The organism is Streptomyces tricolor, from assembly GCF_002155905.1.
Taxonomy (GTDB): Bacteria; Actinomycetota; Actinomycetes; order Streptomycetales; family Streptomycetaceae; genus Streptomyces; species Streptomyces tricolor.
Map to the genome: position 1 here is coordinate 1 of NZ_MUMF01000136.1, position 20,586 is coordinate 20,586.

At 71.4% G+C, this 20,586-nt stretch carries 21 protein-coding genes and 2 pseudogenes; 9 read left to right on the plus strand and 14 right to left on the minus strand.

The genetic code is table 11. The features are described from left to right. Nucleotides 1-188, minus strand: a pseudogene (locus CCN44_RS11010) (hypothetical protein); the annotation flags it as partial. 89 nt (nucleotides 189-277) lie between these two features. Here CCN44_RS11010 and CCN44_RS11015 point away from each other — a divergent pair. Further along, complete coding sequence (locus CCN44_RS11015) at nucleotides 278-1,528, plus strand: helix-turn-helix domain-containing protein (protein ID WP_086697508.1); 1,251 nt, start codon at nucleotides 278-280, stop codon at nucleotides 1,526-1,528. Then, complete coding sequence (locus tag CCN44_RS11020; RefSeq protein WP_086697509.1) at nucleotides 1,525-2,082, plus strand: flavoprotein; 558 nt, start codon at nucleotides 1,525-1,527, stop codon at nucleotides 2,080-2,082. Before CCN44_RS11015 ends, CCN44_RS11020 begins: the two co-directional genes overlap by 4 nt. A 113-nt stretch (nucleotides 2,083-2,195) precedes the next feature. Here the strand turns inward: CCN44_RS11020 and CCN44_RS11025 are convergent, their stop codons facing one another. The 6 genes from CCN44_RS11025 to CCN44_RS11050 are packed head-to-tail and all read right to left on the minus strand — an operon-like array spanning nucleotide 2,196 to nucleotide 9,104. After that, the gene (locus CCN44_RS11025) at nucleotides 2,196-3,749 is read right to left on the minus strand and encodes a type VI secretion protein (protein ID WP_086697510.1); all 1,554 of its coding nucleotides are present in this window, start codon (nucleotides 3,747-3,749) and stop codon (nucleotides 2,196-2,198) included. Beyond that, nucleotides 3,749-5,281 (minus strand): SCO6880 family protein, encoded by a 1,533-nt coding sequence (locus CCN44_RS11030; protein WP_237481807.1) that lies wholly within the window; start codon nucleotides 5,279-5,281, stop codon nucleotides 3,749-3,751. The genes CCN44_RS11025 and CCN44_RS11030 overlap by 1 nt, the downstream gene beginning before the upstream one ends. Before the next feature lie 3 nt (nucleotides 5,282-5,284). Beyond that, the gene (locus CCN44_RS11035; RefSeq protein ID WP_086697511.1) at nucleotides 5,285-7,183 is read right to left on the minus strand and encodes a hypothetical protein; all 1,899 of its coding nucleotides are present in this window, start codon (nucleotides 7,181-7,183) and stop codon (nucleotides 5,285-5,287) included. Continuing rightward, a complete protein-coding gene (locus CCN44_RS46065) occupies nucleotides 7,173-7,928 on the minus strand; it encodes a hypothetical protein (protein WP_237481805.1) in 756 nt (251 codons plus the stop codon). The genes CCN44_RS11035 and CCN44_RS46065 overlap by 11 nt, the downstream gene beginning before the upstream one ends. 11 nt (nucleotides 7,929-7,939) lie before the next feature. Further along, complete coding sequence (locus CCN44_RS11045; RefSeq protein WP_086697512.1) at nucleotides 7,940-8,269, minus strand: hypothetical protein; 330 nt, start codon at nucleotides 8,267-8,269, stop codon at nucleotides 7,940-7,942. 13 nt (nucleotides 8,270-8,282) lie between these two features. Next, nucleotides 8,283-9,104 carry a hypothetical protein gene (locus CCN44_RS11050; protein ID WP_237481803.1) on the minus strand — a complete coding sequence of 274 codons (822 nt, stop codon included), beginning with the start codon at nucleotides 9,102-9,104 and terminating at the stop codon, nucleotides 8,283-8,285. A gap of 318 nt (nucleotides 9,105-9,422) precedes the next feature. Between CCN44_RS11050 and CCN44_RS11055 the strand changes: the two genes are divergently transcribed. Both CCN44_RS11055 and CCN44_RS11060 read left to right on the plus strand, forming a co-directional pair. Next, nucleotides 9,423-10,514: a C40 family peptidase gene (locus CCN44_RS11055; protein ID WP_086697514.1), complete on the plus strand. Its 1,092-nt coding sequence runs from the start codon at nucleotides 9,423-9,425 to the stop codon at nucleotides 10,512-10,514. Between the two features lie 29 nt (nucleotides 10,515-10,543). Beyond that, nucleotides 10,544-11,080, plus strand: a complete 537-nt coding sequence (locus tag CCN44_RS11060) for a hypothetical protein (protein ID WP_086697515.1) — start codon at nucleotides 10,544-10,546, stop codon at nucleotides 11,078-11,080. Between the two features lie 102 nt (nucleotides 11,081-11,182). Here CCN44_RS11060 and CCN44_RS11065 read toward each other — a convergent pair whose 3' ends face one another. From CCN44_RS11065 to CCN44_RS11090, 6 genes are all read right to left on the minus strand, one after another. Next, a complete protein-coding gene (locus tag CCN44_RS11065; RefSeq protein ID WP_086697516.1) occupies nucleotides 11,183-11,788 on the minus strand; it encodes a helix-turn-helix domain-containing protein in 606 nt (201 codons plus the stop codon). Between the two features lie 90 nt (nucleotides 11,789-11,878). Then, nucleotides 11,879-12,454 carry a P-loop NTPase family protein gene (locus CCN44_RS11070; RefSeq protein ID WP_086697517.1) on the minus strand — a complete coding sequence of 192 codons (576 nt, stop codon included), beginning with the start codon at nucleotides 12,452-12,454 and terminating at the stop codon, nucleotides 11,879-11,881. A gap of 434 nt (nucleotides 12,455-12,888) precedes the next feature. Beyond that, nucleotides 12,889-14,070: a hypothetical protein gene (locus CCN44_RS11075; protein WP_237481802.1), complete on the minus strand. Its 1,182-nt coding sequence runs from the start codon at nucleotides 14,068-14,070 to the stop codon at nucleotides 12,889-12,891. Nucleotides 14,071-14,860: 790 nt separating this feature from the next. Then, nucleotides 14,861-15,457 carry a RapZ C-terminal domain-containing protein gene (locus tag CCN44_RS11080; RefSeq protein WP_086697518.1) on the minus strand — a complete coding sequence of 199 codons (597 nt, stop codon included), beginning with the start codon at nucleotides 15,455-15,457 and terminating at the stop codon, nucleotides 14,861-14,863. After that, the gene (locus tag CCN44_RS11085) at nucleotides 15,454-16,347 is read right to left on the minus strand and encodes a hypothetical protein (protein ID WP_237481800.1); all 894 of its coding nucleotides are present in this window, start codon (nucleotides 16,345-16,347) and stop codon (nucleotides 15,454-15,456) included. The genes CCN44_RS11080 and CCN44_RS11085 overlap by 4 nt, the downstream gene beginning before the upstream one ends. 38 nt (nucleotides 16,348-16,385) lie before the next feature. Further along, nucleotides 16,386-17,180, minus strand: a complete 795-nt coding sequence (locus CCN44_RS11090; RefSeq protein ID WP_237481798.1) for a hypothetical protein — start codon at nucleotides 17,178-17,180, stop codon at nucleotides 16,386-16,388. A 241-nt stretch (nucleotides 17,181-17,421) separates the two neighbouring features. Between CCN44_RS11090 and CCN44_RS11095 the strand changes: the two genes are divergently transcribed. Next, on the plus strand, nucleotides 17,422-17,730 hold the full coding sequence (locus tag CCN44_RS11095; RefSeq protein ID WP_086697520.1) for a hypothetical protein: 309 nt from the start codon (nucleotides 17,422-17,424) through the stop codon (nucleotides 17,728-17,730). Further along, nucleotides 17,727-17,999 (plus strand): hypothetical protein, encoded by a 273-nt coding sequence (locus CCN44_RS11100; RefSeq protein ID WP_086697521.1) that lies wholly within the window; start codon nucleotides 17,727-17,729, stop codon nucleotides 17,997-17,999. The genes CCN44_RS11095 and CCN44_RS11100 overlap by 4 nt, the downstream gene beginning before the upstream one ends. A 217-nt stretch (nucleotides 18,000-18,216) precedes the next feature. Here CCN44_RS11100 and CCN44_RS45565 read toward each other — a convergent pair whose 3' ends face one another. Next, the gene (locus CCN44_RS45565; protein ID WP_086697522.1) at nucleotides 18,217-18,999 is read right to left on the minus strand and encodes a hypothetical protein; all 783 of its coding nucleotides are present in this window, start codon (nucleotides 18,997-18,999) and stop codon (nucleotides 18,217-18,219) included. Nucleotides 19,000-19,257: 258 nt separating this feature from the next. Here CCN44_RS45565 and CCN44_RS11110 point away from each other — a divergent pair, with 258 nt between their 5' ends. From CCN44_RS11110 to CCN44_RS44365, 3 genes and pseudogenes are all read left to right on the plus strand, one after another. After that, complete coding sequence (locus CCN44_RS11110) at nucleotides 19,258-19,896, plus strand: hypothetical protein (RefSeq protein ID WP_143649693.1); 639 nt, start codon at nucleotides 19,258-19,260, stop codon at nucleotides 19,894-19,896. Then, nucleotides 19,893-20,243 (plus strand): hypothetical protein, encoded by a 351-nt coding sequence (locus tag CCN44_RS44360; protein ID WP_086697524.1) that lies wholly within the window; start codon nucleotides 19,893-19,895, stop codon nucleotides 20,241-20,243. Before CCN44_RS11110 ends, CCN44_RS44360 begins: the two co-directional genes overlap by 4 nt. Beyond that, nucleotides 20,240-20,586, plus strand: a pseudogene (locus tag CCN44_RS44365) (hypothetical protein); the annotation flags it as partial. The gene CCN44_RS44360 and the pseudogene CCN44_RS44365, both read left to right, overlap by 4 nt.

Here is a 20,586-nt window from a genome sequence, read left to right on the forward strand (position 1 = left end):
ATGACCTCGGCGATGCGCAGGCCGCGCATCGCCGCGTACGCGCGGCCTTCGGTCTCGGCTCGGTCCGCCGACAGGGTGGGGTCGTGGACGCCTCGGGCCGCGCAGACGTACAGCACCGCGGAGCAGGGGTCGGGGCGTACGGCGGTCGCGGTCGTCTCCTCACGGGTGATGTGCTCAGAAGTGGCCATGCACGGACCGTAAGGCGAGTACAACGGGCGGTGGACGAACAGTTCGTTCGTCCACTTCGTCCGGACCGTGGAGCCCCCGGAGAGAGCAGATGGACGCTCGTGTCATTGGCCGGCGGATCGCCTACTGGCGGCAGCAACGGCGTCTGACGCAGTCGGATTTCGGCGCCTTGATGGGCGGCCGGACCACGCGGTGGGTGCAGATGCTGGAGGCCGGGGAGCGGCAGGCGGATCCGCGGCTGTCGGTGCTGACCGACTCCGCCCGCGTGCTGCGGATCCCGCTGGAGCGGCTGCTAGCGGACGATCCGGAGACGGCCGCGGTGGACTCGGTGGAGCTGGAGGCGATCCGGTCGGTGCTCCTGCGGCACGACGTGGTCACCGGCTGCTCCGACGACGACGGCGCCGGCCCGCTGGACGTCGACACCCTGCGCCGCCGCGTCGCGCACGGCTGGGACGCCTTCCAGGCCGGTGCGATCGCCGGTCTCGCCCGCCTGGTCCCCGATCTGCTCATCGAGGCGAACCGGGCCGCCGCCCGGCACACCGGCGACGACCAGCTGGCCGCCTACCGCGCCTTGTCCATGGTGCTGTGCCTGACCGAGGCGACCGCCATCAAGGGCGGCTCGGGGGACCTGGCCCATCTCGCCGGGCACCGCGCGGTGATCGCCGCCGAGCGGTCCGGCGCGCCGGTCATCATGGCGACGGCCGCGCGGCACCTCGCGGACGCCATGACCCACCACGGACAGCCCGTGGCTGCCGCCGAGTTCGCCGTGGCCGCCGCCGCCCGCCTGACCCCCGACCTGCTTAGCGCCGGCCCCGAGGGGCTGAGCACCCTCGGGGCCCTCTACCTGAAAGCGGCGATGGCGCAGGCCACCGCCGCCGACCAGCGCGACAGCCGCCGGGCAGCCGCCGCTGCCCGAGCCGTCCCGGACCTGCTCGACCAGGCCGACGACTACGCCGAGCAACTCGGCGACGCCGGCCACAACCGGCTGTGGTCGGCCTTCGGCAGGGCGAACATCGCGCTGTACCGCCTGGCCACCCACGTGCAGCTCGCCCAGGGCGCCGAGGGCGTGAGCGTGGCGCTGGAGATGTCCCCCGCCGACGTGAGCAGCCTGCCGCGCGAGCGGCGCGCGCACCGCCTGGTCGACCTCGCGCACGCCCACATGCTCGCCGGGCAGCGCGAGACGGCCGTAGACGCGCTGCTGGCCGCCGAGACCGAAGCGAAGGACGAGGTGCTGCGGCGGCCCCGCACCCACCAACTCGTCCAGGATCTGAGCCTCTTGGGGGCCGGGAGCGCTGAGGGGCGGTTGCGCGCGCTCGCCGGGCGCTGTGGACTGCCCGAGTGACACGCACCCTGTATCTGATCTCCAGCGCCGCTCCGCCCGCCCGGCACGTCCCCGTCGGCATCCGCGCCGCGCAGGCCCGCGGCTGGGACGTCTGCCTCGTCCTCACCCCGTCCGCGCACCGTTGGGCGGTCGAAGACGCCCAGGGGGAGCTGGAAGAGCTGTGCGCCCTCACCGGCCACCCCGTCCGCCACCAGTACAAACTGCCCTCGGAAGCCGACGTCCTCCCGGCCCCCGACGCGATCCTGTCCGCGCCGGCCACCCTGAATACCCTCACCAAATGGGCCGACGGGCACGCCGACACGCTCGCCCTCGGCCTGCTGACCGAGGCCCTCGGCCTGCCCGTCCCCGTAGTAGCCCTGCCGTACATCAACGCCGCGCAGGCCCAACACCCCGCCCTCACCCGCGCCGTGACGACCCTGCGCGGCGCCGGCGTGCGCCTCCTGCTCCAGGACCAGCACGAACCCGACGGCTTCGTACCGCACCAGCCCAAGCACGGCAACGTGCACGCCTACCCCTGGGATCTCGCGCTGGAAGCACTGCCCGCCACGCCTTAGCGGAGACGCTGTACAGCGCTGTGGGCGCCGATCACCCCGTCCGGCGAGGAGGGATGCCCGCCGGGGGTGATCGGCGCCCACAGGGGGAATGGGGCACCAGCGGTTCAAAGAACCTAGATGGCCATCTTCTCGTCGGTCTCGAACAGCTGCTCCTCGATGTGGGACAGGATCAGCTGTACGGCGTGTGAGCCGCCGCCCCGGCCGACCTTCCACAGGGCTCTTCCGCGCTGTCCGGCGCCCCAGCTGCTGATGAGGTCGCATTCGGCGTCGGTGAGTCCGATCGCCTCGCGGGTGATCTGCAGGGGGCGGGTGTCCTGGGCGAGCTGGATGCGGGTTTCGCAGCTGCTGATCAGGTCCTTGGCGATGTTGACGGCCTCGGAGCCGGCTGCCCCGACCCCTTCGAAGTCGGAGAGGCGGTGGGTGGCCAGCACCTGGATGGTGCCGGTTGCGCGGGACAGTCGGAGGTCGGCGTCGATCTTTTTGACCTGGGAGGCTCCGCCGGAGCGCATCTGCCTCCACAGCTCATCCCGTACGACGATCCATGGCCGGCTGCCGGGCCGGTCGATGGCGGCCTGGGCCCAGGATGAGACGCAGGTGAGGACCATGGCGACTGTCTCATCGCCGTACTGTTCGAGCGCGGAGATGTCGACGCTCTGGATGGGGGCGTCCCAGTCCAGTCCGATGCTGGTCTGGTCGTCGAACAGGCCGGTGATGTGGCCGTGGACCATGCCGCCGAGGGCGGAGCGGATGGACTCCATCTGTTCGCGGGCTCGCTGGACCTCGCGGTCGCGGACCCGGAGTTCCTCGGCCATGGCGTCGGTGGGGTCGCGCAGCTTCTCGTAGACCAGGGGTAGCGTCGGGGTCTCCAGCTGGGTCTGGCCGTGCAGTTCACCGGTGACCTCGCGGACTGCGACGTCCAGTGCTTCTTCCTCCTGCGGTAGGAGGGTGCGTCGCAGCTGCAGCTCCAGCAGGGCCTTGAGCAGGGTGAGCCGTCGTCGGTGGATCTCGCGGAGCCGGTTCTGCAGCTCGCCCCGGTCCTTGATCAGTTCCAGGCCGTGGCCGAGCGGTCCGGCGTCGAGCGGGTTGATGCGGCCGGGCAGGCCGGGGCCGAGCCGGACGGGCTCGACTCCGAGGTGGCGGCACAGGGCGGCGTACTCGCCCTTGACGTCCCCGGCGATCAGGGTGCGGTGGCCGAACGCCATCAGCCGGAAGCACAGGGCCTTGATGTGGGCGCTCTTACCTGATCCGGGGATGCCGGTGATCATCACGTTGGGATTGGTGCACAGCCCTTCCTTGACCCATACGGCCGGGTGCGCTGAGAACGCCTCGGTGGTGAGGGTGTTCTGGCCGATGTAGGCGCCGACCGGGGGCAGGGAAGCGGCGTGCAGGAACGGGTAGATGCCGCCGGCGTTGGCGGTGTCGGAGCGGATCACCTCGACCCGGGGCACGGAGGCGGCCCGGCCGGCGTACGGCTGGGACCAGCCCTTCCGCGGGGCGACCCTCATCGCCGTGTCGGGGTCCTCCAGCAGCCGGGAGCGACGCTGGTCGCGGGTGCTCGGGGGCTGCTGCGGCACGCGGAGGGGCTGCGCGGCCAGTCCGGTGGCCGCGCCGAAGTCGGTCTCCTTGAGCAGCGTGTCGCCGGCGTCACGGCGCCTGAAGAGTGCCATCAGAACCCGATCCTCCGATCCGGCAGGCCCTGGCCGAGCGGCAGGGCGGCAGTGGCGAACCCGACGTCCTGGGCGCCCCACATGCGGCGCAGCTCCAGGCCGGATGCGGCAGCATCCGCCTGCAGTTCCGCGCATGCGGTCTCCAGTTCCTCCAGGTCGGTGACGGTGACGGCGAGGACGGCGGTGAGCCGCACCACGCCCTGGCCGGTGGCGCGGGCGATGTCCTGGGCCCTGGCCTTCTCCGCCTCGATCAGCTCCTCGGCCGACTCGTCCCGCCCGGTCTTGGCCCGCAGTTGACGGGCGGACTGCCGGCGGGCCTTCTCCCGGGCGAGATCCTGGCGGGCCCGGCGCGGGCCGATGGGCTCGTAGAGGATGCTCAGGCTGCGGCGGGCGTTCTCCCTGGGCCGCAGCAGCGGCTGCAGGAAGGTGGCGTACACGTCGGCCTGCGGCCAGGTGCGCACCTGGTAGGAGACGGTCCAGGCGCCATCGTGGCGGTAGACGCCCCAGTCCGTCTCGGCATAGGCCGGACCTGCCAGCTGCGGGTCGACGCCGGACGGCAGGCCCTGCCAGTCCGGGGACTGCGCGGCGGCGTTGCGGGTGGCGAGCATCATCTGGGCTTCGGGGTCGTAGGCGGTGCGGACCACCTGGGCCAGGGCTCGCGGGGCGAGCCACTCGACCACCTGCAGGCTCGCCGAGGACAGGGCGCTGTGCATGGCGTGCAGTTCCCGGACGAGGACGGCGGCGGCGCCGACCTGGCCTCCTCCGGCGCCCTTGACGGCGAGCCGGGCCCTGGACGCGGACAGGGTGACGGACAGGTAGGTTTCCCTGGTCGTGGCGGCCGGGCCCGCACCCTCCATCAGCTCGGTCAGTGCCGCCACGGCTTCCTGAGGCGCGTCCGGCGCGAGGTGCCTCTCGGTCCAGGACCGCAGGGCGGCTCCGTCGTCGGGCAGGCACCGCTGATGCACGGCCAGGCGCACGATCGGTGAGTCCTCGGTGCAGTGGCTGCGCAGGAAGCCGGACCATGCGGCGACGCGGGCGGCCTGCCGGTCGCTGTCGATCAGCGCGAGACCGGGGAACGTTATGCGGGCGACGGCCGTGTACGTGCCGGCGACCGGATCGTGGGAGATGCCCAGGGTGCCGCCGAGGCCGTCGGGCGCCTCGACGAAGCGGAGCCGGGCCAGCACGCCGGGCAGGTCCATCGGCTGCTGGCCGGTCTTGGACGAGCGGGGAGCGAAAACGCCGGACATGAACACGTTGCGCCTGGTGGCCACGTTGATCTGGTGCCTCACTGCGAGAAGGATCCATTCATCGGCGCTCAGCCCCAGCACGCGGCCGAACGCGAGCGTGAACAGCAGCACGGCCAGCGGCACGCACACGAACGCAGCGGTCCAGCTGGCGAGGTTGAGCGGCGTGAGCAGAAGCACGCATCCGCCCACCACCAGGGCGAAGCCGGTCCCGGACAGCCGTCCCATGAACCCGCTGCGCTCGGACTGCCATCCGCCGTAGGTCACCGGGGTGGAGGTGTCGGCCACGGGTCATCCCTCCTTCGGGGTGGGAGCGGCATCTCGGGGGACGTCTCGCTCGACGGGCGGCGGGGGCGTCTTGGCCGGCGCCCGGCGCGGTGGGATCACCGTGTGCGGGCTGGCCTGCGCGGGCCCGCTCAGTCCCGCGTGGGCGGCGGTGTTGGTCATCCCGGAGTCCAGCACGTCCTTGCCCGCGGCCATGACCTGCAGGCCCAGACCGAGCGGGCGGCCCCCGCCGGCGGCCATGACCTGCAGACCGAGACCGAGCGGGCCGCGCACGCGGGCGGCGAGCCGTCCGCCGAAGCCCTTCGGCTTCCCGCTCGTGGCCCCCGTGGTCCCTGTGGCCGGCGTGCTCGTCGTGCTGCTCTGGCGCATGGTGCTGGTCATGGTCTGGGCGTTGTCCTGCTCCAGGGCACGGGTGTAGGCGGCTCCGCCGACGGTGCCGGGCCCGTTCATGGCGGTGGCGGAGTTGCCGAGAGAGCTGATCAGTCCGCCCGCCATGGCGGCTCCGGCGCCGACGCTGCTGAAGGTCATGAACTTCGCGATGGCGGGCCAGCAGAAGCACGCCATCAGGAAGATCACCAGGCCTACGATCATGTTCTGCACGCCCTGGCCCTGCTCGATGGCGAAGAACCCGATCGCGAAGCAGAACGTGATCATGGGCTTCATCAGGATCAGTGCGAGCAGCGCATCCCTCGCTTTGGGCCACCAGTCCTTGGTGGCGTCCGACATCTGGCCGACCAGCACGATCGGCATGGTGGACACCAGGATCATGATTCCTGCCTGACGGAGGATCATCTCGATCCACAGCGCACCGATCGCCAGGATGCACACGATGCCGATGACGATGACCACGCCGACCGCAGAGGCGGCCACCCCGTCACCGGTGATCAGCGCGCCGCCGGCCGTGGAGGCGCCCCCGCCCCCGAAGATCAGGCCGCTGAACATCTTGCCGAACTGGGCCTTCATCGCGTCCGACGGCGTGCCCTTCGAGCCGCCGTCGAAGCTGTACTTGATGATCCAGTTCGACAGGGAGTCGGACAGCTGCAGCGCTGTCGTGGTCACTGTCCAGTACGCGGAGCTGATCACGGCCCATTTCGCCAGGCCGGACAGGGCGGTCGCCGCCGGCCCGCCCTGGTGGCTGACCGCGACCTTCCCGAACTGCAGCAGCAGCAGGAAGACGGCGAGCACGGCGGACAGGGCGGTCGCGATTCCCAGCGGCTCGCTGATACCGGTGGCGTCGAGGTTGATGACCGATGTCTTGGTGAACAGGTCGGCGAACTGCCTCAGCAGCCAGACCACGGCGTTGCCGATGTACTGGGCGGCCTCCTCCAGCGCGTCCCGCGCCAGCTCGGAGATCTTCCGGCCCACCCACTTGGTGAGGCCGGCGTCGAGGTCCCCGTACTTGTTGACCGCCAGCGTCTGGCAGTCGCTGAACATGCCCTTGTCGTCAACGACGCACTTGGTCAGGAAGGCGTTGTACTTGTCGTACGCCTCCCTGCTGAGGTCCCCGCGCTGGACGGCCTCGACGGCGCGCTTGCGCCACTTCTCCAGCTTCTTCTTCTCGGCGGCGCGGACTTCCTTGTCGGAGCACTCCGCCGACGCCGACCCGTCGGGGTCCTCGCACTCGCCGAGCGTGCCCGGGAATTCGCCGACCTCCGGCGGACGGCACAGCACATCGTCGTTGATGGCGTAGTAGTCGCAGTAGTTGCCCTGCTTGTCCACGCCGCAGGCGTCGCTGAAGTCCGGCGGGCAGACCTTGCCGTCCTTCGGCCCGTAGTCCAGGTGGTACTTCGGTGCGTCCGCAGCTACCGCTGCCGGGGCTGTGCTCAGTCCGCTGCCGACGCAGCACAGCAGGGCGGCCAGCAGGACGACCAGCCGGGCGAGCGGGTGCCGGTGGTCAGCCCGCATGCTGCACCTGCCTCCAGCCGGCCCGGTAGCTGACGTTCGAGTCGGGGAAGTACGCGGCGGGGTAGGAACCCTTGTATTTGGCCTCGTTGGTGATCCGCCAGGCGCCGTTCTGCCACTTGAGGATCAGACCCACGTCCTGGTCCTTGAACGGCTCGCCGTCCAGGTCGCCGTTCTCTTTCGTCGCGTAGCGGTCGTAGTTCATCCAGACCTGGATCACCTTGCTGCCGACCGACGTCACGCGCACCGCGTTCACCGTGGTGGTGAAGGTGATTCCCGCCGGGGCGCCTCCCGATGGAGGCAGTCCGACCCCCTCGCGCAGCTTGCGCACGCCGGAGACCTGCTCGTCCACGTAGCCGGGGCTGTCGGGGGAGACGATGGCCTCCAGCTGCTGGCGGGCCTTCTGGTCGTCCAGGAACGCGAACTCCTCCCAGAAATACACCGCGGTGCTGACGGCGCCGACGGGCCCCTCCGAGAACCCGGTGGACAGTCCGTTCTTCTGGCCGCTGGGCTTTTCCAGTACGAACCTGCGGGCGCTTTCGGGGGTCCGGCCGGTCAGCGCGTCCCTGCTCTGTGACGGAGAGGACCCAGACGACGTCGACGGCGGCGGCGTCGCCCCGGCGGGGGGTTTGTCGTCGCCGCCGAGCAGCGTCGCCGCGGTGACGCCTCCGCCGACCAGTGCCCCGACCACCAGGATGCCGAGCGCGGCGAGCGTGAGCCGGGCCCGGCGGGTCTTGCTGTCGCTCACCACGGCGGACCTCACTTGCTCATGGTGTAGAAGGCTGAGACCAGCGCCGAGGTGACGCCGATGCCGCCGGCGCCGAACAGGGACCACAGGATGCCCTGCTTGCCCCGTGCGGCAAGGCTCGCACGCTCGGTGTTGTGGCCGACGGCAACCGCGGCCCAGCCCAGCAGGCCGCCGAGCACGGCACCGGCAAGACCCAGTCCGGCGGTCCAGTTCAAGACCGTCTGCACGGGCTTGTTGACGTCGTCGGGGATCTCCGGGGTAACGCCGGGGACCGGTCCGGCGAGGGTGTGCCAGTGCGGGTCCGTGGCGACGGTGTGCAGGGTGGTCAGGAACTGGGTCATATCCGATTCCTCGTCAAAGGGCGGGTACTACGGGCTGAAGGGGAGCGGGCTGTGGCGCGCCGGGCAGGGGCTCGCCCCATGCGGCGTGTGCCGCTGCGAGCACGGCCCGGGTGAGGTACGCGGCGGCCTGACGGGTGCGGGTACGCAGCCGTGCCGCCATCAGGCCGTGAGCGCGGACGTTCGGGTCGTACGGCAGCTGCACCACGGCCGCAGTACGGGCGGACAGCATCGTCGCCCCGGCCCGCACCGGGGCCGGCGGGCGCCCGTCACTGGTGCCGACCAGTACGACGACCGTGCGTTGCAGGGGCATTCCTTCCGCGTGCAGTGCCATGACGGCCTGCTGCAGGGCCTGGACACCGTCGGCCGTTGCAGCCGCGCACACTACGGGCACCGCATACGGAAGGCCGTACCAGCCGCGGGTGAGTCCCGGTTCACCGGAACAACGGGCGGCCAGCAGGTCATGGCCGAGAGGGTGGACGGTGTCGGCGACGACCACCTGCCAGCCGCCGATCGCGGCCAGCTGGTACCACGCGGCCGGCGGTCCGGGGAGCGTGAGCGGCTGCGCGTGCCACTCGCGCCCGTCCGAAAGGACGTGCCACTGGGAGCCGTTGGTCCCGGTGGCGGTAGCGCACGCCTGCTGGACAGCCGTGCGGGTCAGGGGCTGATCGGGGGGCAGAGCGGCCAGCCCGTCCGCGCCCTGCTCGGCGAGCCGCGCCGGCCACGGGGACGACAGGCGCGGGGACAGGTCGAGCACCACGGTGGAGCCGCTGGAAGCCAGTCCGGAGGCCAGCAGACTCGCTGTGGTGCTGCGCCCGTTGCCACCGCTCGCAGCCATCACCGGCACGACCAGCCGAGCCCCTACGGGTAGTACCGGAGCGGGAACAGGCTGTTTGCCCACTATTACCCCCGTACGTTCCATTCAGCGTTTGCGCAAGTGAATTTCCCGCGCGTTTGTCGTGGCCGACACCCCGACTGGAACCCTACACGCGCAAGGTGCGTGTCCAGCAAGGGAGATTCACCCGTCCCATTGATGTGCGGGGATGGCGTACTGTCACACATCATCACGCGTGCGTTCGGACCCCGGTTCCCGGGCCGGAGTCCGAATTTCAGATTTGAGGGAGCAAATCTGAATTCAGCTCAGGAGGGGGACCGGATGAGGGGCAAAGGGGCCAAGCTGCTGCTGGCCCTGGCTGCCGGGTTCGTCATGACACCGGTGGCACTCGGCGTGGGCCTGGTGCTGCTGATCGCGATGGTGGCCGACGACGACAGCAGCAGCAACGTGGGCAGCCCGCTCGGCGGGCTGCGGATCGGGAAGAACGGCGTGCCGCCGCAGTACGCTCCGCTCATTCTGCAGGCGGCGGCCGACTGCGAGGGGCTGCCGCCGGCGGTCCTGGCCGCGCAGCTGAAGCAGGAGTCCGGCTTCGACCCCACCGTGACCAGCCCGGTCGGAGCCCAGGGCATCGCACAGTTCATGCCCGGCACCTGGCCGACGTGGGCAGTGGACGGCAACGGGGACGGCCGCAAGGACCCGTACGATCCGGCCGACGCCATCCCGGCCCAAGGCGCCTTCATGTGCTCCCTGCTCAAGCAGGCCCGGAAACACCCCGACTACAACGGGTCCCCGATCGAGCTGGCGCTGGCCGGCTACAACGCGGGCTTCGGCAGGGTGGACGAGTACCGCGGGGTGCCGCCGCGCTCGTTCGCCGACGGGCAGACGTACTACTACGTGCAGAACATCATGGCGATGAGCGCCCAGTTCTCCGCGCCCGCGGCGAGCGAGGATGGAAAACTTCCTGCCGGGTACGAGCTGCCCGCCGGCACCCCCCAGCAGGTCCGCGTCGCGGTCGCCTGGGCGCTGAAGCAGCGGGGCGGCTGGTATCACCTCGGCGGTGACTGCACCAAGGCCCTGGGCCACGACCCCGCCCACTGGTGCGACTGCTCCTCCCTGATGCAGCAGGCGTACCGGGCCGCCGGCGTGAACATCCCCCGGGTCACCTACGACCAGGTCGCTGTCGGAACCCGGGTCGACATCGACCACCCGAAGCCGGGCGACCTGGTGTTCAACGCGGGCTCCGACGGTTCCGATGCCCGCCCGGGGCACGTGGGGATGTACATCGGCAACGGCCTCATCGTCGAAGCTCCGCGCACCGGGCTGAAGACCCGCATCGTGACCTACAGCAGCTGGCGCAACTCGACCAACTACATGACCCGCATCACCGAAGTCCGCCGCGTGGTGAACTGGTGACGCCCGCGCCAAATCAGGGGAGAACGTCCATGTCCGAGCCTCTCTACCGCCCTTGGGGCACCGTGACCCCAGAGTTCTGGACCTCCCCGGCCCCCGGCGTCGGCACTGCCCCGCAGGGCCTGGCTGCCGAGACACTGCGGGCGCGGCTCGTCAAGGTCGCCGAGGTGGCGCAGCACGGCCGGATGGCTGATGCGGTCACGCTCGCGGCCCAGCTGGACCAGGACGTCACCGCCGAATACGGCGAAGCCCATCTGCACACCGTGCAGGTTCGAGAAGTCCGGGGCTACCTCGCCGCGCTGATGGGGGAACACGCCACCGGACTGGCCTGGTACCTGCACGCTGCCCAGCTGCGCGTCACGGTTCAGGGACCTTCCCACCCCGACGTCGAGGCGGCCACCCTCCGCGCCTACAGCCTGTGGCGGGCCATGCCCGATGAGGACGAGCGGCGCCGGCTCGCTGGTGATCTGCTCACCGTCGTCACCGACATCCACGGAACCGACTCCCTGCTCGCCCGCCGCGTCCGAGACCGTCTGTACTCCCTCGCTCTGCCCGCCCCGGCCGAGTGAGCCAGCTGCCGGCCAGTGGAGGAGGTCCCCTCCGGCGCCCCGCCTCCTCAGCGGAAGGGGCGGGCACAGCATGTGGTGTGCCCGTCCCGTTTCCCGTACGGATCAGCCGGGTGGGGAGGTCTGGCTGGCCTGGGCGAGGAGGCGCTCCCAGGTGCGTGTGGACCCGCCGTACTGCTGGGCGAGGGATGCTGCGATGTGATGGCGGGGGGTGTCGCCGGCAGTGGCGAGGGCTGCGGTCGCGGTGTGCAGGCGGGGGTCGCCCTCGTAGGCGTGTGCTTTGCGCGGGCCTGTTCCGGTGCCTGGCCGACGGCCGCCTCCCTTTCCCTGTCCGGGCGGGTTCTTCCGGCGCTCCTCGATGTCACGGCGGGGCCACACTCGGACGCTGTAGACGGTCTGGCCTGCTGAGATGTAGCCCTGGGTCGCGTAGGCGCGGACGGTGCTGGCCGTGACGCCGAGTACGGCGGCTGCCTCTTCGTCGTTCAGGAGGTCGTCGGGGTGTTCTCCGGCGGGCAGTTCGGGAATGGGCGTGCCGGCGAGGTAGGCGCGAGCTTGGGCGAGGTCGTAGATCAGGATGCGGCTGCCCGGGAAGAGGCCCGGTACGCGCTGGCGGAAGGCGGGGGCGTCGCGTCGGCGCCACGTGGCGATGGGCACGCCGGCCTGCCGGGCGATGTCGGCCTCATTGATCACTGGTCGGCTGCGGGGGATCACCGTGGTGTTCCTCGATCGAACGGCTGGGACGGGGCCTTGTAGGCTGGTGGTACTGCCCGGGTCGGCGTTTCGCCGGCACGGTGTTGTTGGTTAAGGGCCGGTGGTGTGCCGGGTCGCTCCGTGTGAGTGGCTCTCCGCCGGCCCTTTCAGCACGTCCTCCCTCCAGCGGAGGACTTCGTGCGGGCTGCGGAGCCTGACCACCTTGACGCCCAGGGCGGCGGTCTCGGAGACCTGCTGCGCGTAGCGGGGCCGGTTGTTGCGGTACTTGCGGATGGCGGTGCGCAGCAGTGACCGGCGGTTGAAGAATGCCTTGCTCCAGGTCAGCCGCTGTGCTTGTGGGCTGTCGTCGTGCCCGGTGAGCTGGCAGAGGCTGCGGCGCACGATGCGGTACATGATCAGGGGCAGCGGGAAGTCGAGCCACACGAGCACGTCGGCGCGGTGCCAGACCACATCGGCCAGCTTGGAGAAGTTCCCTTCGACGATCCACGCGTCCGCCTGTGTGACCTCGCCGGCCTGCCGCCGGAACTCCGGCAGCGGCAGGGGGCCGTCGGGGGTGAAGAGGATGTCGTCGAGGTCGGTGTGGGGGTGGCCGAGTTCTGCCGAGAGCCACCTGGCCAGGGTGGTTTTCCCTGTGGCGGGCGGTCCGAAGAGTGCGATCTTCCGCATGGGTTCCTTGCCTTTGCGGGGAGCGGCGTCCGGGCGGCACCGGGCCTGCAGGCCGGTGGTGTCATCACCCCTCATCCAGTCTTGTCATCTGAAACATTACAGCATTCAGACTCGACACCGGGAGGGCGTCCGCGGCCGGCCGCCGAAGGCGGCTCCTTGGCCCCGCAGGGGCGGGCCCGCGCCCGAAGGGCGCTTGAAGGGGCCCAGCGCGCAGCGCCTGCCCGGAGGGCAGAAAAAGCCGCCCGTGGCCGAAGGCCACTTGAAGGGGCGGCGTTTCCGCTGGTCCGCCCCGCGCCCGAAGGGCGCTCAAGGGGGCGGCCCCAGCCGCTTGCGGCTGTCCTTTTCCGCGCCTCACGGCCCGCCGGTGGCGGGCCGTGAGGGTTCGGTGACGGGGTGTGCCGGGCCCGTTGCCGGGTCCGGCACACCGCCGGGTGCTACAGCCGGGGGAACAGGGCCCGCGCGGCCAGCGGGTGGAGGTGGAGCCTGCGGAGGTAGTCCGCCTGGAACGCGCTCCGGGCTGCGATCTCGTCCACGCGCATGTCCCCCACCCCCTTCTTCGTCTTCACGATGACTCCGTCGATGATGCTGATGCCCGCGCCTCCGAGGTCGGAGAACACGTTGGTGCGAAGGTGCAGGTACAACCGCCCTTCCTGCTCGGTGATGGTGACCGCGTAGGCCAGATCGGCCAGCGGGTAGAGGTGCGTGGCCCGGGAGCGGGCGAGCGGCGCGCTGTCCAGGACCTCGGGGCGCAGCGCCCGGAGGTAGTGGGCGAGCGCCGCGCGAGTCGTGGCACGCAGCGGTACGTCGATCTCCTCGGGGTCGAACTCCCGGACGGCGGGCCGCTGCCACACCCCGGACTCGCCGGTGACGCAGGCACGCAGGATCTCGTCGTACAGCATCCGCAGCTTGCGGTGGATGTAGACGATATCGGCGTGGAAGTCCGGGCTTGTGAGGCTTTCCCACCCCTGCGGCAGGAGGAACTGCGCCGTGGCGGTGGCCGTGGGGGTGGAGAGCGCCGGAACGGGCTGGAGCACCCGCAGGGCGTCACGGTCCACGATGTCCGCGCTCACCAGGGCGCCCAGCACGGACGCCTCTTCCACGATCCGACGGGACCGGAGTATGGAGAGCCGTCCCGCCCGCGTGGCCCTCGCCGTGACCTCTGCGCGCTCCTTCTGGGTGCGCCCCACGAAGTGGGCGTGGAACCGCTTCTCACCCTGGATGGACTCACGGTCCAGGGTCTTCGGGTCGTAGCTCCACGAGACCACGGGGCTCAGCTCGTAGGCGCGGCAGTGCTCGGCGAAGGACGCCGCGACCACTCCTAGGGCGGTGCCGAACTGGGGCGTGTGGTCGTGCAGTCCCGGCCGGGGCGTGGTCCCGGCCGACATGAGCATGAGTTCGTACAGGGCGTGCGGCGACCTCTTGTCGGTCAGCGCGTACCCCTCGTCGGCCGAGACGTTGATGTGGGCGTGGACCTTGGTCCACCCGTAGACGTCGTGAACGGTCCCCATCCGCTGGGTGCCGTTCACGTAGCCCGGGTAGCCCTTGGCGGCCAGCGAGTCGACCACGGGGACGTCCCTGCGCTGGTCTTCCAGTGCCGACGGCAGCAACTGCCTCATCGGGTTCCCTTCTTCGGTGTTGTTGGGTGCCGGTCGGGGTGTGCCGCCCCTTCCGACACGACTAACTTTACAGCAGTTCAGCTCACACGTCCATGTAAATGCCCAGCTCAGGAAGCGTTTTGAGCTTCATCGCAAAACCCGCAGCACTGTTGACCGGCGGCGGTGGGGGTGGCAGTAGCGGGCCGCAGAGAGGGTGGAGATGGCTGGCCCGGTGCGCGCAGCTTGCTGCGCAGGGCCAGACACCAGGCCGGTGAACGCGCCGAAGGCGCCCGGCCTGGCGTCCCGCGCTCGCGCGGGATGGTCTGGCGGTGAACGCGCCGAAGGCGCCCGCCAGACCACCCCGGAGGGCCGCCAGGCCCTCCGGGGCGTCTCCACCCGGCCTGTGGCCCGCTACCGCCACCCCCACCGGGCCCAACGAAAGTGGTCGGTCGTCGACAAGCTCTCCGATGCCGGGGCGGCGACCAGTGACATCGACTGCGACGGTCAGCCCAGCCGCTCGGCCTTCCGCACCAGCTGCTGCCGCTCGCGCTCGGAACGAGCCCGAACCCGCTCCAGGGCCCGCAGATCGACGGCCTCCTCGACGCCGGCTCGCACCAAGTCGGTCAGCTGGGTTGGGCTGAGGCCTCGGCCTGGACAGTGGCGTGCATGTGGTCGCCGCTGCCCAGGCCGTCCTCGCGGCCAGTCCGCGAGCGGGACCAGGGGGCTGGCGAGGACGTACCCTCATGCGTGGGCGCCCGCAGCCAGCTCGAATGGCTGCGGGCGCCCTTGGCGGTCCCGGTGGCGGGCAGCGTCAGCGGTCGACGACGTCCTTGTCGAGGTCGCGGTGGACCAGGTCCACGACCAGGTCGCGGTCGGCGAACGGCTTGGCTGCCTCGGCCAGTCCGTACGCGGCGGCTTCCGCGACGTCTCCGGCGACCACGGCGCGCAGGGCCATGGCCGTGGTAGCTGCGCGGTGGCGTCCGCCGGCGCACTGCGTCACCACGGTCAGCGGCGCGGCCGTCGGCCCGGCGAGGTAGCCCTGGACCTGCAGCGCGGTGGCGGCGAGGACCTCGCGCACGCCCGGGGTATCCATGACCGTGTCGCGGACGACCTTGTCGTGAGCGGTGAGCTGGCGCAGGTCGAGCGCGATGGTGGCGCACTGCAGGACATCGACCCACTCGCCCTCGTCCTCGTCGTGCAGGCGGCCGATGGACACGATGGTGACGTCCGGCCGCGGCGTCTCGTCGGCCTGGTCCGCGGGGGCCGGGCCGCAGCGTCCGTCACAGCCTTCGCCGTCGTGGATGGTGCAGCTGTAGCGGTGCACGCGGGTGCCGTCGTCGTGCAGCTTCCAACCCTCGGCGTCGTGGGGTCCGGCGTCGTACGCCATGGCGTTCTCCGGCTCGGTCACTCTTGGCTCCCGTACAGGTGGGTGATCAGGGCGTCGAGCAGCCGGTAGAGGTCGGTGTGCTCGGTGACGGTCGGGTCGGCGAGGTCCAGCTGCCCCAGCTGCCGGGACCGGGCGGTGAGCCGGGCGGAGACGAAGCGGAAGCCGTAGGCGTGGCCTTCCCACTGCTCGGGCTCGGGGTCGTAGGCGAAGGTGGCGAGGATCTCGACGCTGCGGCGCTGGCGCTCGGCGCGGGTCTCGACGGTCAGGTTGATGGTGTCGCGGCTGTCGCCGTGGGTCTGGCCGGAGACGACGGTGAAACCGGGCAGGGGGCTGGTCTTCTCGGCGAGCAGTGCGGCCTCGCCGGTGACGTAGGCGCGTTCCTCTCCGTCCTGGTACCGGATGAGCAGCTGGCTCTCGCTGGTCGTGCGCTCCTCCGCCATCAGACCCGGGAACTGGAACTTGCTGTGGCTGTAGGCGTGCCACAGCGGGCGGGTGGTCTCCACGGCGCTGTGCTCGCGGGCGCAGCGGTTGCACAGCTGCTCGTCGTCGGCGTCCACCACGGTGGCGAAGGTGTCGACGCAGGAGAAGCACAGGAAGCCGTGGATGTCCCGGTCCCAGCGGGGGATGGGCTTGGTCGCCAGGACCAGGTTGGCCCAGGAACCGATGGTCGCGGTCACGGTGCGCTGGCGGCGGCCGGCGTACTTGGTGTACACGGAGGCGGCGCGGTCGCGGCCGTGAACGGCGACCAGGGCGCGGGCCCACGCCATCTGGATCTCCTTGGCCTCCTCGGTCATGTCCGGGCGGCCGTTGTATGGCACCAGGGCGCCGAGACCGGCGTCGTCGGCGAACAGACGCTCCATCTCGGCGAGCAGGCGGTCGCGGGCGGTCTGCTGCTGGGTGGTCGCGGTCACGGTGGACTCCTTCGTCCGGTGCGGGTCGGCGGGTGCGGTCACTGGGCGGGCTGGGCGAGGCGCAGGGTCTGGGAGGCCAGCTCCATGCGGCGCTCGTGGGCCTGGTCGAGGTTGGCGCGCAGTTGCTCGGCGGTCCGTGCCGGCGTCTGGTCGAGGTCGGCCAGCGCCGGTTCCAGGGCGGGGTGTCCAGCCTCCTGGATCTGCCGGTAGGCGGCCTCGCTCCGGGGCGAGTCGCAGAAGAAGGGCCGCTTGAGGGCGGCCTCGGCGCGCTCGCGCCACATGTCGATGGCGATGCGGGCCTCGTCGACCGCGAGGACGTAGGCGTGGTGGGCGGCCAACCATGCGGCGGCGGTGCTCAGCGCCTCCCAGCGCCGCTCCACCTGGTGCAGCAGACGGTCGCGCTCGGCGCGGGCGACCTGCTCGTGCGCCAGCAAGTCGCGAACGTCGGCGTAGCGGTACGTCGTGTCCATCAGGGCCGCCAGGCGCATTCCCTCGGCCTTGCCCTCCTCGTGGGTGGCGGTGGGGTGTTCGGCCGCCCAGCGGCGCAGCGCGGCGTCGAACTCGGCGTCGAGCCGCTCGCCCACGCCGGTGAAGCCCTCGATGTCGAGCGGGGAAAGGGTGATCACGTTGTTGCCCTTCGGTCGGTGGTCAGGATCGATGGCCCTAGATCGCAGATCCGCGTACACGGTCGGCCGGCTGACGCGCGCGGCCTCGGCGAGCGCGGAGACGTTCGTCTCGCCCGCCTGCCACGCGGCAACGAGCAAGTCGGCTCGGCGTCCGGGGCGGGACCACTCCCGCAGCGCGGCCATCGCTTCATCTCGTGTCGTGCTCACCCAACGACAGTCATGTAAAACGGCTTTACATGGCAAGCTGCTTTACAGTGCGCGGCCGGAAACCAGCCCTCAATGTCCGGATCTGCTGCGTGGCGGGGGAATTGAGCGTAATCCTCGTCGGCTGGAGTCATGGGGGATGTAGCGCCGGGCGATCCCCCCGACAGTGCCGGATCCCCCAGGGCCGTACCACGGCCGGGCGGTAGGCGAGTAGCGTCGACAGCACAGCGACGAGGAGGTCACCGTGACCGCACAGCCCGACCACCAGGCCGCCCGGCCCGGTCCTGTTCCGCTGATGCGTACGCTCGCCGAGCTGCGCTCCGCGCTCAGTGTCTGGGGGTTCCCCGGCGACCGCGAGAGTTTCGAGAGGGAGCTGGACGCGCTTGCCCTCGATGACCTCACGGGCGTGCGCACGCTCATCCAGGCGTACCGGCACCGGGTGATGCTGCGCTGCACTCAGGAGGGGATGGCGGAGCTGATGCGTCCCACCCGGGACGTGGCGTTCGAACTGGGTCGGAAGATGATGGCCGAGAAAAACGGGACCGCCCGGTGACCCACGCGTTCTTCGGCGATGCCGCCGAGAAGATCCTCGCCGAGCTGTCCCGGTCCGAGCAGGCCGCCGTCGAGTCCGTCCGCCGCGCACTGGAGGAAGACCCCACCCCGGGCCGCGCCCGCGGCCTGCCGGACGCCGACCCGCACAGCGAGTCCTACGCCGTCGAGCTGCTGCCGGAGACAACCAGCGGTCGCGGCATCACTGTGGTCTACCGGCACGACCGGGAACTGGACGCCGTCCTGGTCCTCTGGCTGATCGCGGGCCCCTGACGCCGCGGTGTCGGATCCGCCACCAGCGGCCGGTGCGCCGGCCGTCGCATCACAGCGGCTGCGAGCCGGACCCGGCGGGGGACACAGGACCGGCCCGCCGCCCGGTCCGCGTTTGCTCCGCCCAGTGCCCGTAGCTGCTCAACTCTGCCACGCCGTGGCCTCCCCTCCCCGCCGTACGGTCGGCCACGTGCACGTGGCCGACCGTACGACCCCTTCGTCACTGTGTGCTCTCGGCCTTTTGAGCCCCCTTCAAGGCCAGGTCGGCGTACGAGCGGGCATCGGCCGCCCGGGCGCGGTACGTCTCCGCTTCGGTGCGGTGCTCGTCGGCTAGGGCCGGTTCGGCGGTGACCAGCTCGTCGTGGACCCGGGCCAGGTCGTCGTAGGTGCGGGCAGCCGCGCTGCGGTTGGCCGCGAGCACCAGCCAGTCCTCGCGGCCGGTCGACTCGTCGGGCGTGGTGTAGGTCTCCTGCCAGTGCTGGAGCGCGCGTGCCAGGTCCGCGCGGCGCTCGTGGAGCGTCTGCGTCCGGTCGCGCTGTCGCTCGTCGGGCGCGTCGGGGAAGCGGACGGCGTCCAGGCCGCCGGAGACGGCGGCAGGGGCTTCCTCGACGGCGTACCGGCTGTACTGCTCGTCGAGGAAGGCCGCGATGTCCAGGGCGGACTCCTTGCTGGAGCAGACGCGTCCCTGCTCTGACCAGATGCTGACGCGCGTGGCCCAGCGCTCGTGGGCGGCCTGCCGGGTCACCTCCGCGGCCTGGGCGAGCTGTTCCCAGGTGGTGCCGCGCTCGCGCTCGGCGATCACGGCGTCGGTCACCAGGGCCTCCGTGTCCCGTTGCAGGGCGAGGGCGGCGCGCAGCAGGTCGCCCGGCGGGGTGTCGGGGTCGACCGGCAGGAGTCCGAAGGCGTCGTTTGCCAGCATCCAGAGATGACGGGCGAGCCGGACGCGGGACTCGTCCCGGGGGGAGAGGCGGCGGAGCCCGGTGGTGGGCGCGGTGTCTGTCATGGTGTCAGGGTAGGCCTGACAGCGGCTTCATGTCAGCTATACCCTGACAGAGTGCGCGTGTCAGGCTTTGCTTGATGGACGGTCACTGTCAGGCAATGGCTGACACAAGGCGGTGTCAGGTACTGCCTGACGTGCATGTCTGTCAGGCTGTGCCTGACGGTTATGGATCCTAGATAAGCTCACATATCGGGGATCCAGATGCCACAATTCCTGCTACGGAAAAAGGGGCCTGACGGGCCATCGGACCAGAGGGGGACCATGCACTCATTCCGGATGGTGCTCATCCCGCAGTGCGGCCAGTGCGGCACCGCGGTCACCGACGACGCCGGCCGCGACCTGCTCGTCCCCGCCCGGCTGCTGGACGGCGCGCTGCGCCGCCGCCTGGCCGCCGAGGGGTGGGAGGTCATCCCCGGCACCCCAAGGGTCAACCGCGGCCCGGCCGACACCGTCGGCGGCGACCGGCTAACCTGCCCGGCCTGCGCCGGCCGGCGCGAGCAGGCCGCCGACGCCGAACGGCGCCGCCTGGCCGCCGACCACGCCCGCCCCCGCGTCAAGACCGTCGACCTGTCCGCGAAGCTGGGCGAGGGCTGGACGCTCACCCAGCGCGCCGGTGACGCCGAGCGGCACTGCTGGCTGGTCGAGCGGGACGGCGCCGTGCGCGGCCGGGTCCGGCGCTACCGGCGGGCCGGCGGCGGCTTCTCCACCGGGTGGGAGGCACACGCCCTCCAGGACATCTACTGGTTCCGCCAGGAGGCCGTCGCCTGTGCCCAGCACCGGCCCAACTCCAGCTACCTGTGGAGCGGACGTGACCTGGCCGCCTGGGGCGTCGCCACGAACCCGCCGTACGGCGCCGACCGCCCCGAGTGGGCCACCCGCACCCGGAAGGACACCGCATGAGCCCGCGCCCGATCATCGACTGGCACGGCAACCAGAGGGAGCCCGCCGCGCAGGAGGTGGCCCGCGCGGAGGCCGCCGCCGCCCGGGTCCGCCGCGAGGTCGCCGAGATCCGCGAGGCCGCCGGCCAGCTCGCCGACGGCAGCCCCGGCGAGCGGGCCGTCGCGGACTTCCTGCGGACCCAGGCCACCCTGCTGGAACGCGCGGGGGGCACGGCCGGGGACGTCGCCACCCTGCGACCCCACCAGGACACCCGCGAACAGCCGGGGATGCTGCCCACCGCCGCGCGCAGCGCGCTGCTCATCGCCCGTGTGTACCACCCGGCCGGGGCGCAGGGGCCCGCCCGGTGAGCACGGTGAGCACCGAGGACACCGCCGCCGGCACCACCGTGCCCCCCGCGCAGCCCCCGACGGACATCGTGCTGCCGGTCGCGCCGGGCGCCACGACCCGCCGGCCGGTCGTCGGCCCGGCCGCCCGGTTCGATGACGCCACCGAGGCCCGGCTCGTCCGGCTCGACCACGAGGCGACCGCCCACGTCGAGAACAAGCGCCCCGAGCGCACCCGCACCGGCTACGCCGCCGACTGGAACGCCTGGCTCAGGTTCTGCACCGACGCCGATCTGCCCCCGGCCGCCGTCCGCACCGGCACGCTGGTGGCGTTCGTGGAGTGGTGCTGGCGCCAGCCCGCCCGGCC

Excerpts from the sequence above, each read along its gene's own strand:
- CCN44_RS11015 (WP_086697508.1), top strand. The coding sequence starts at position 278 with ATGGACGCTCGTGTCATTGGCCGGCGGATCGCCTACTGGCGGCAGCAA.
- CCN44_RS11025 (WP_086697510.1), bottom strand. The coding sequence starts at position 3,749 with ATGGCACTCTTCAGGCGCCGTGACGCCGGCGACACGCTGCTCAAGGAG.
- CCN44_RS11035 (WP_086697511.1), bottom strand. The coding sequence starts at position 7,183 with ATGCGGGCTGACCACCGGCACCCGCTCGCCCGGCTGGTCGTCCTGCTG.
- CCN44_RS11045 (WP_086697512.1), bottom strand. The coding sequence starts at position 8,269 with ATGACCCAGTTCCTGACCACCCTGCACACCGTCGCCACGGACCCGCAC.
- CCN44_RS11050 (WP_237481803.1), bottom strand. The coding sequence starts at position 9,104 with ATGGCTGCGAGCGGTGGCAACGGGCGCAGCACCACAGCGAGTCTGCTG.
- CCN44_RS11055 (WP_086697514.1), top strand. The coding sequence starts at position 9,423 with ATGAGGGGCAAAGGGGCCAAGCTGCTGCTGGCCCTGGCTGCCGGGTTC.
- CCN44_RS11060 (WP_086697515.1), top strand. The coding sequence starts at position 10,544 with ATGTCCGAGCCTCTCTACCGCCCTTGGGGCACCGTGACCCCAGAGTTC.
- CCN44_RS11070 (WP_086697517.1), bottom strand. The coding sequence starts at position 12,454 with ATGCGGAAGATCGCACTCTTCGGACCGCCCGCCACAGGGAAAACCACC.
- CCN44_RS11075 (WP_237481802.1), bottom strand. The coding sequence starts at position 14,070 with ATGAGGCAGTTGCTGCCGTCGGCACTGGAAGACCAGCGCAGGGACGTC.
- CCN44_RS45565 (WP_086697522.1), bottom strand. The coding sequence starts at position 18,999 with ATGACAGACACCGCGCCCACCACCGGGCTCCGCCGCCTCTCCCCCCGG.
- CCN44_RS11110 (WP_143649693.1), top strand. The coding sequence starts at position 19,258 with ATGCACTCATTCCGGATGGTGCTCATCCCGCAGTGCGGCCAGTGCGGC.
- CCN44_RS44360 (WP_086697524.1), top strand. The coding sequence starts at position 19,893 with ATGAGCCCGCGCCCGATCATCGACTGGCACGGCAACCAGAGGGAGCCC.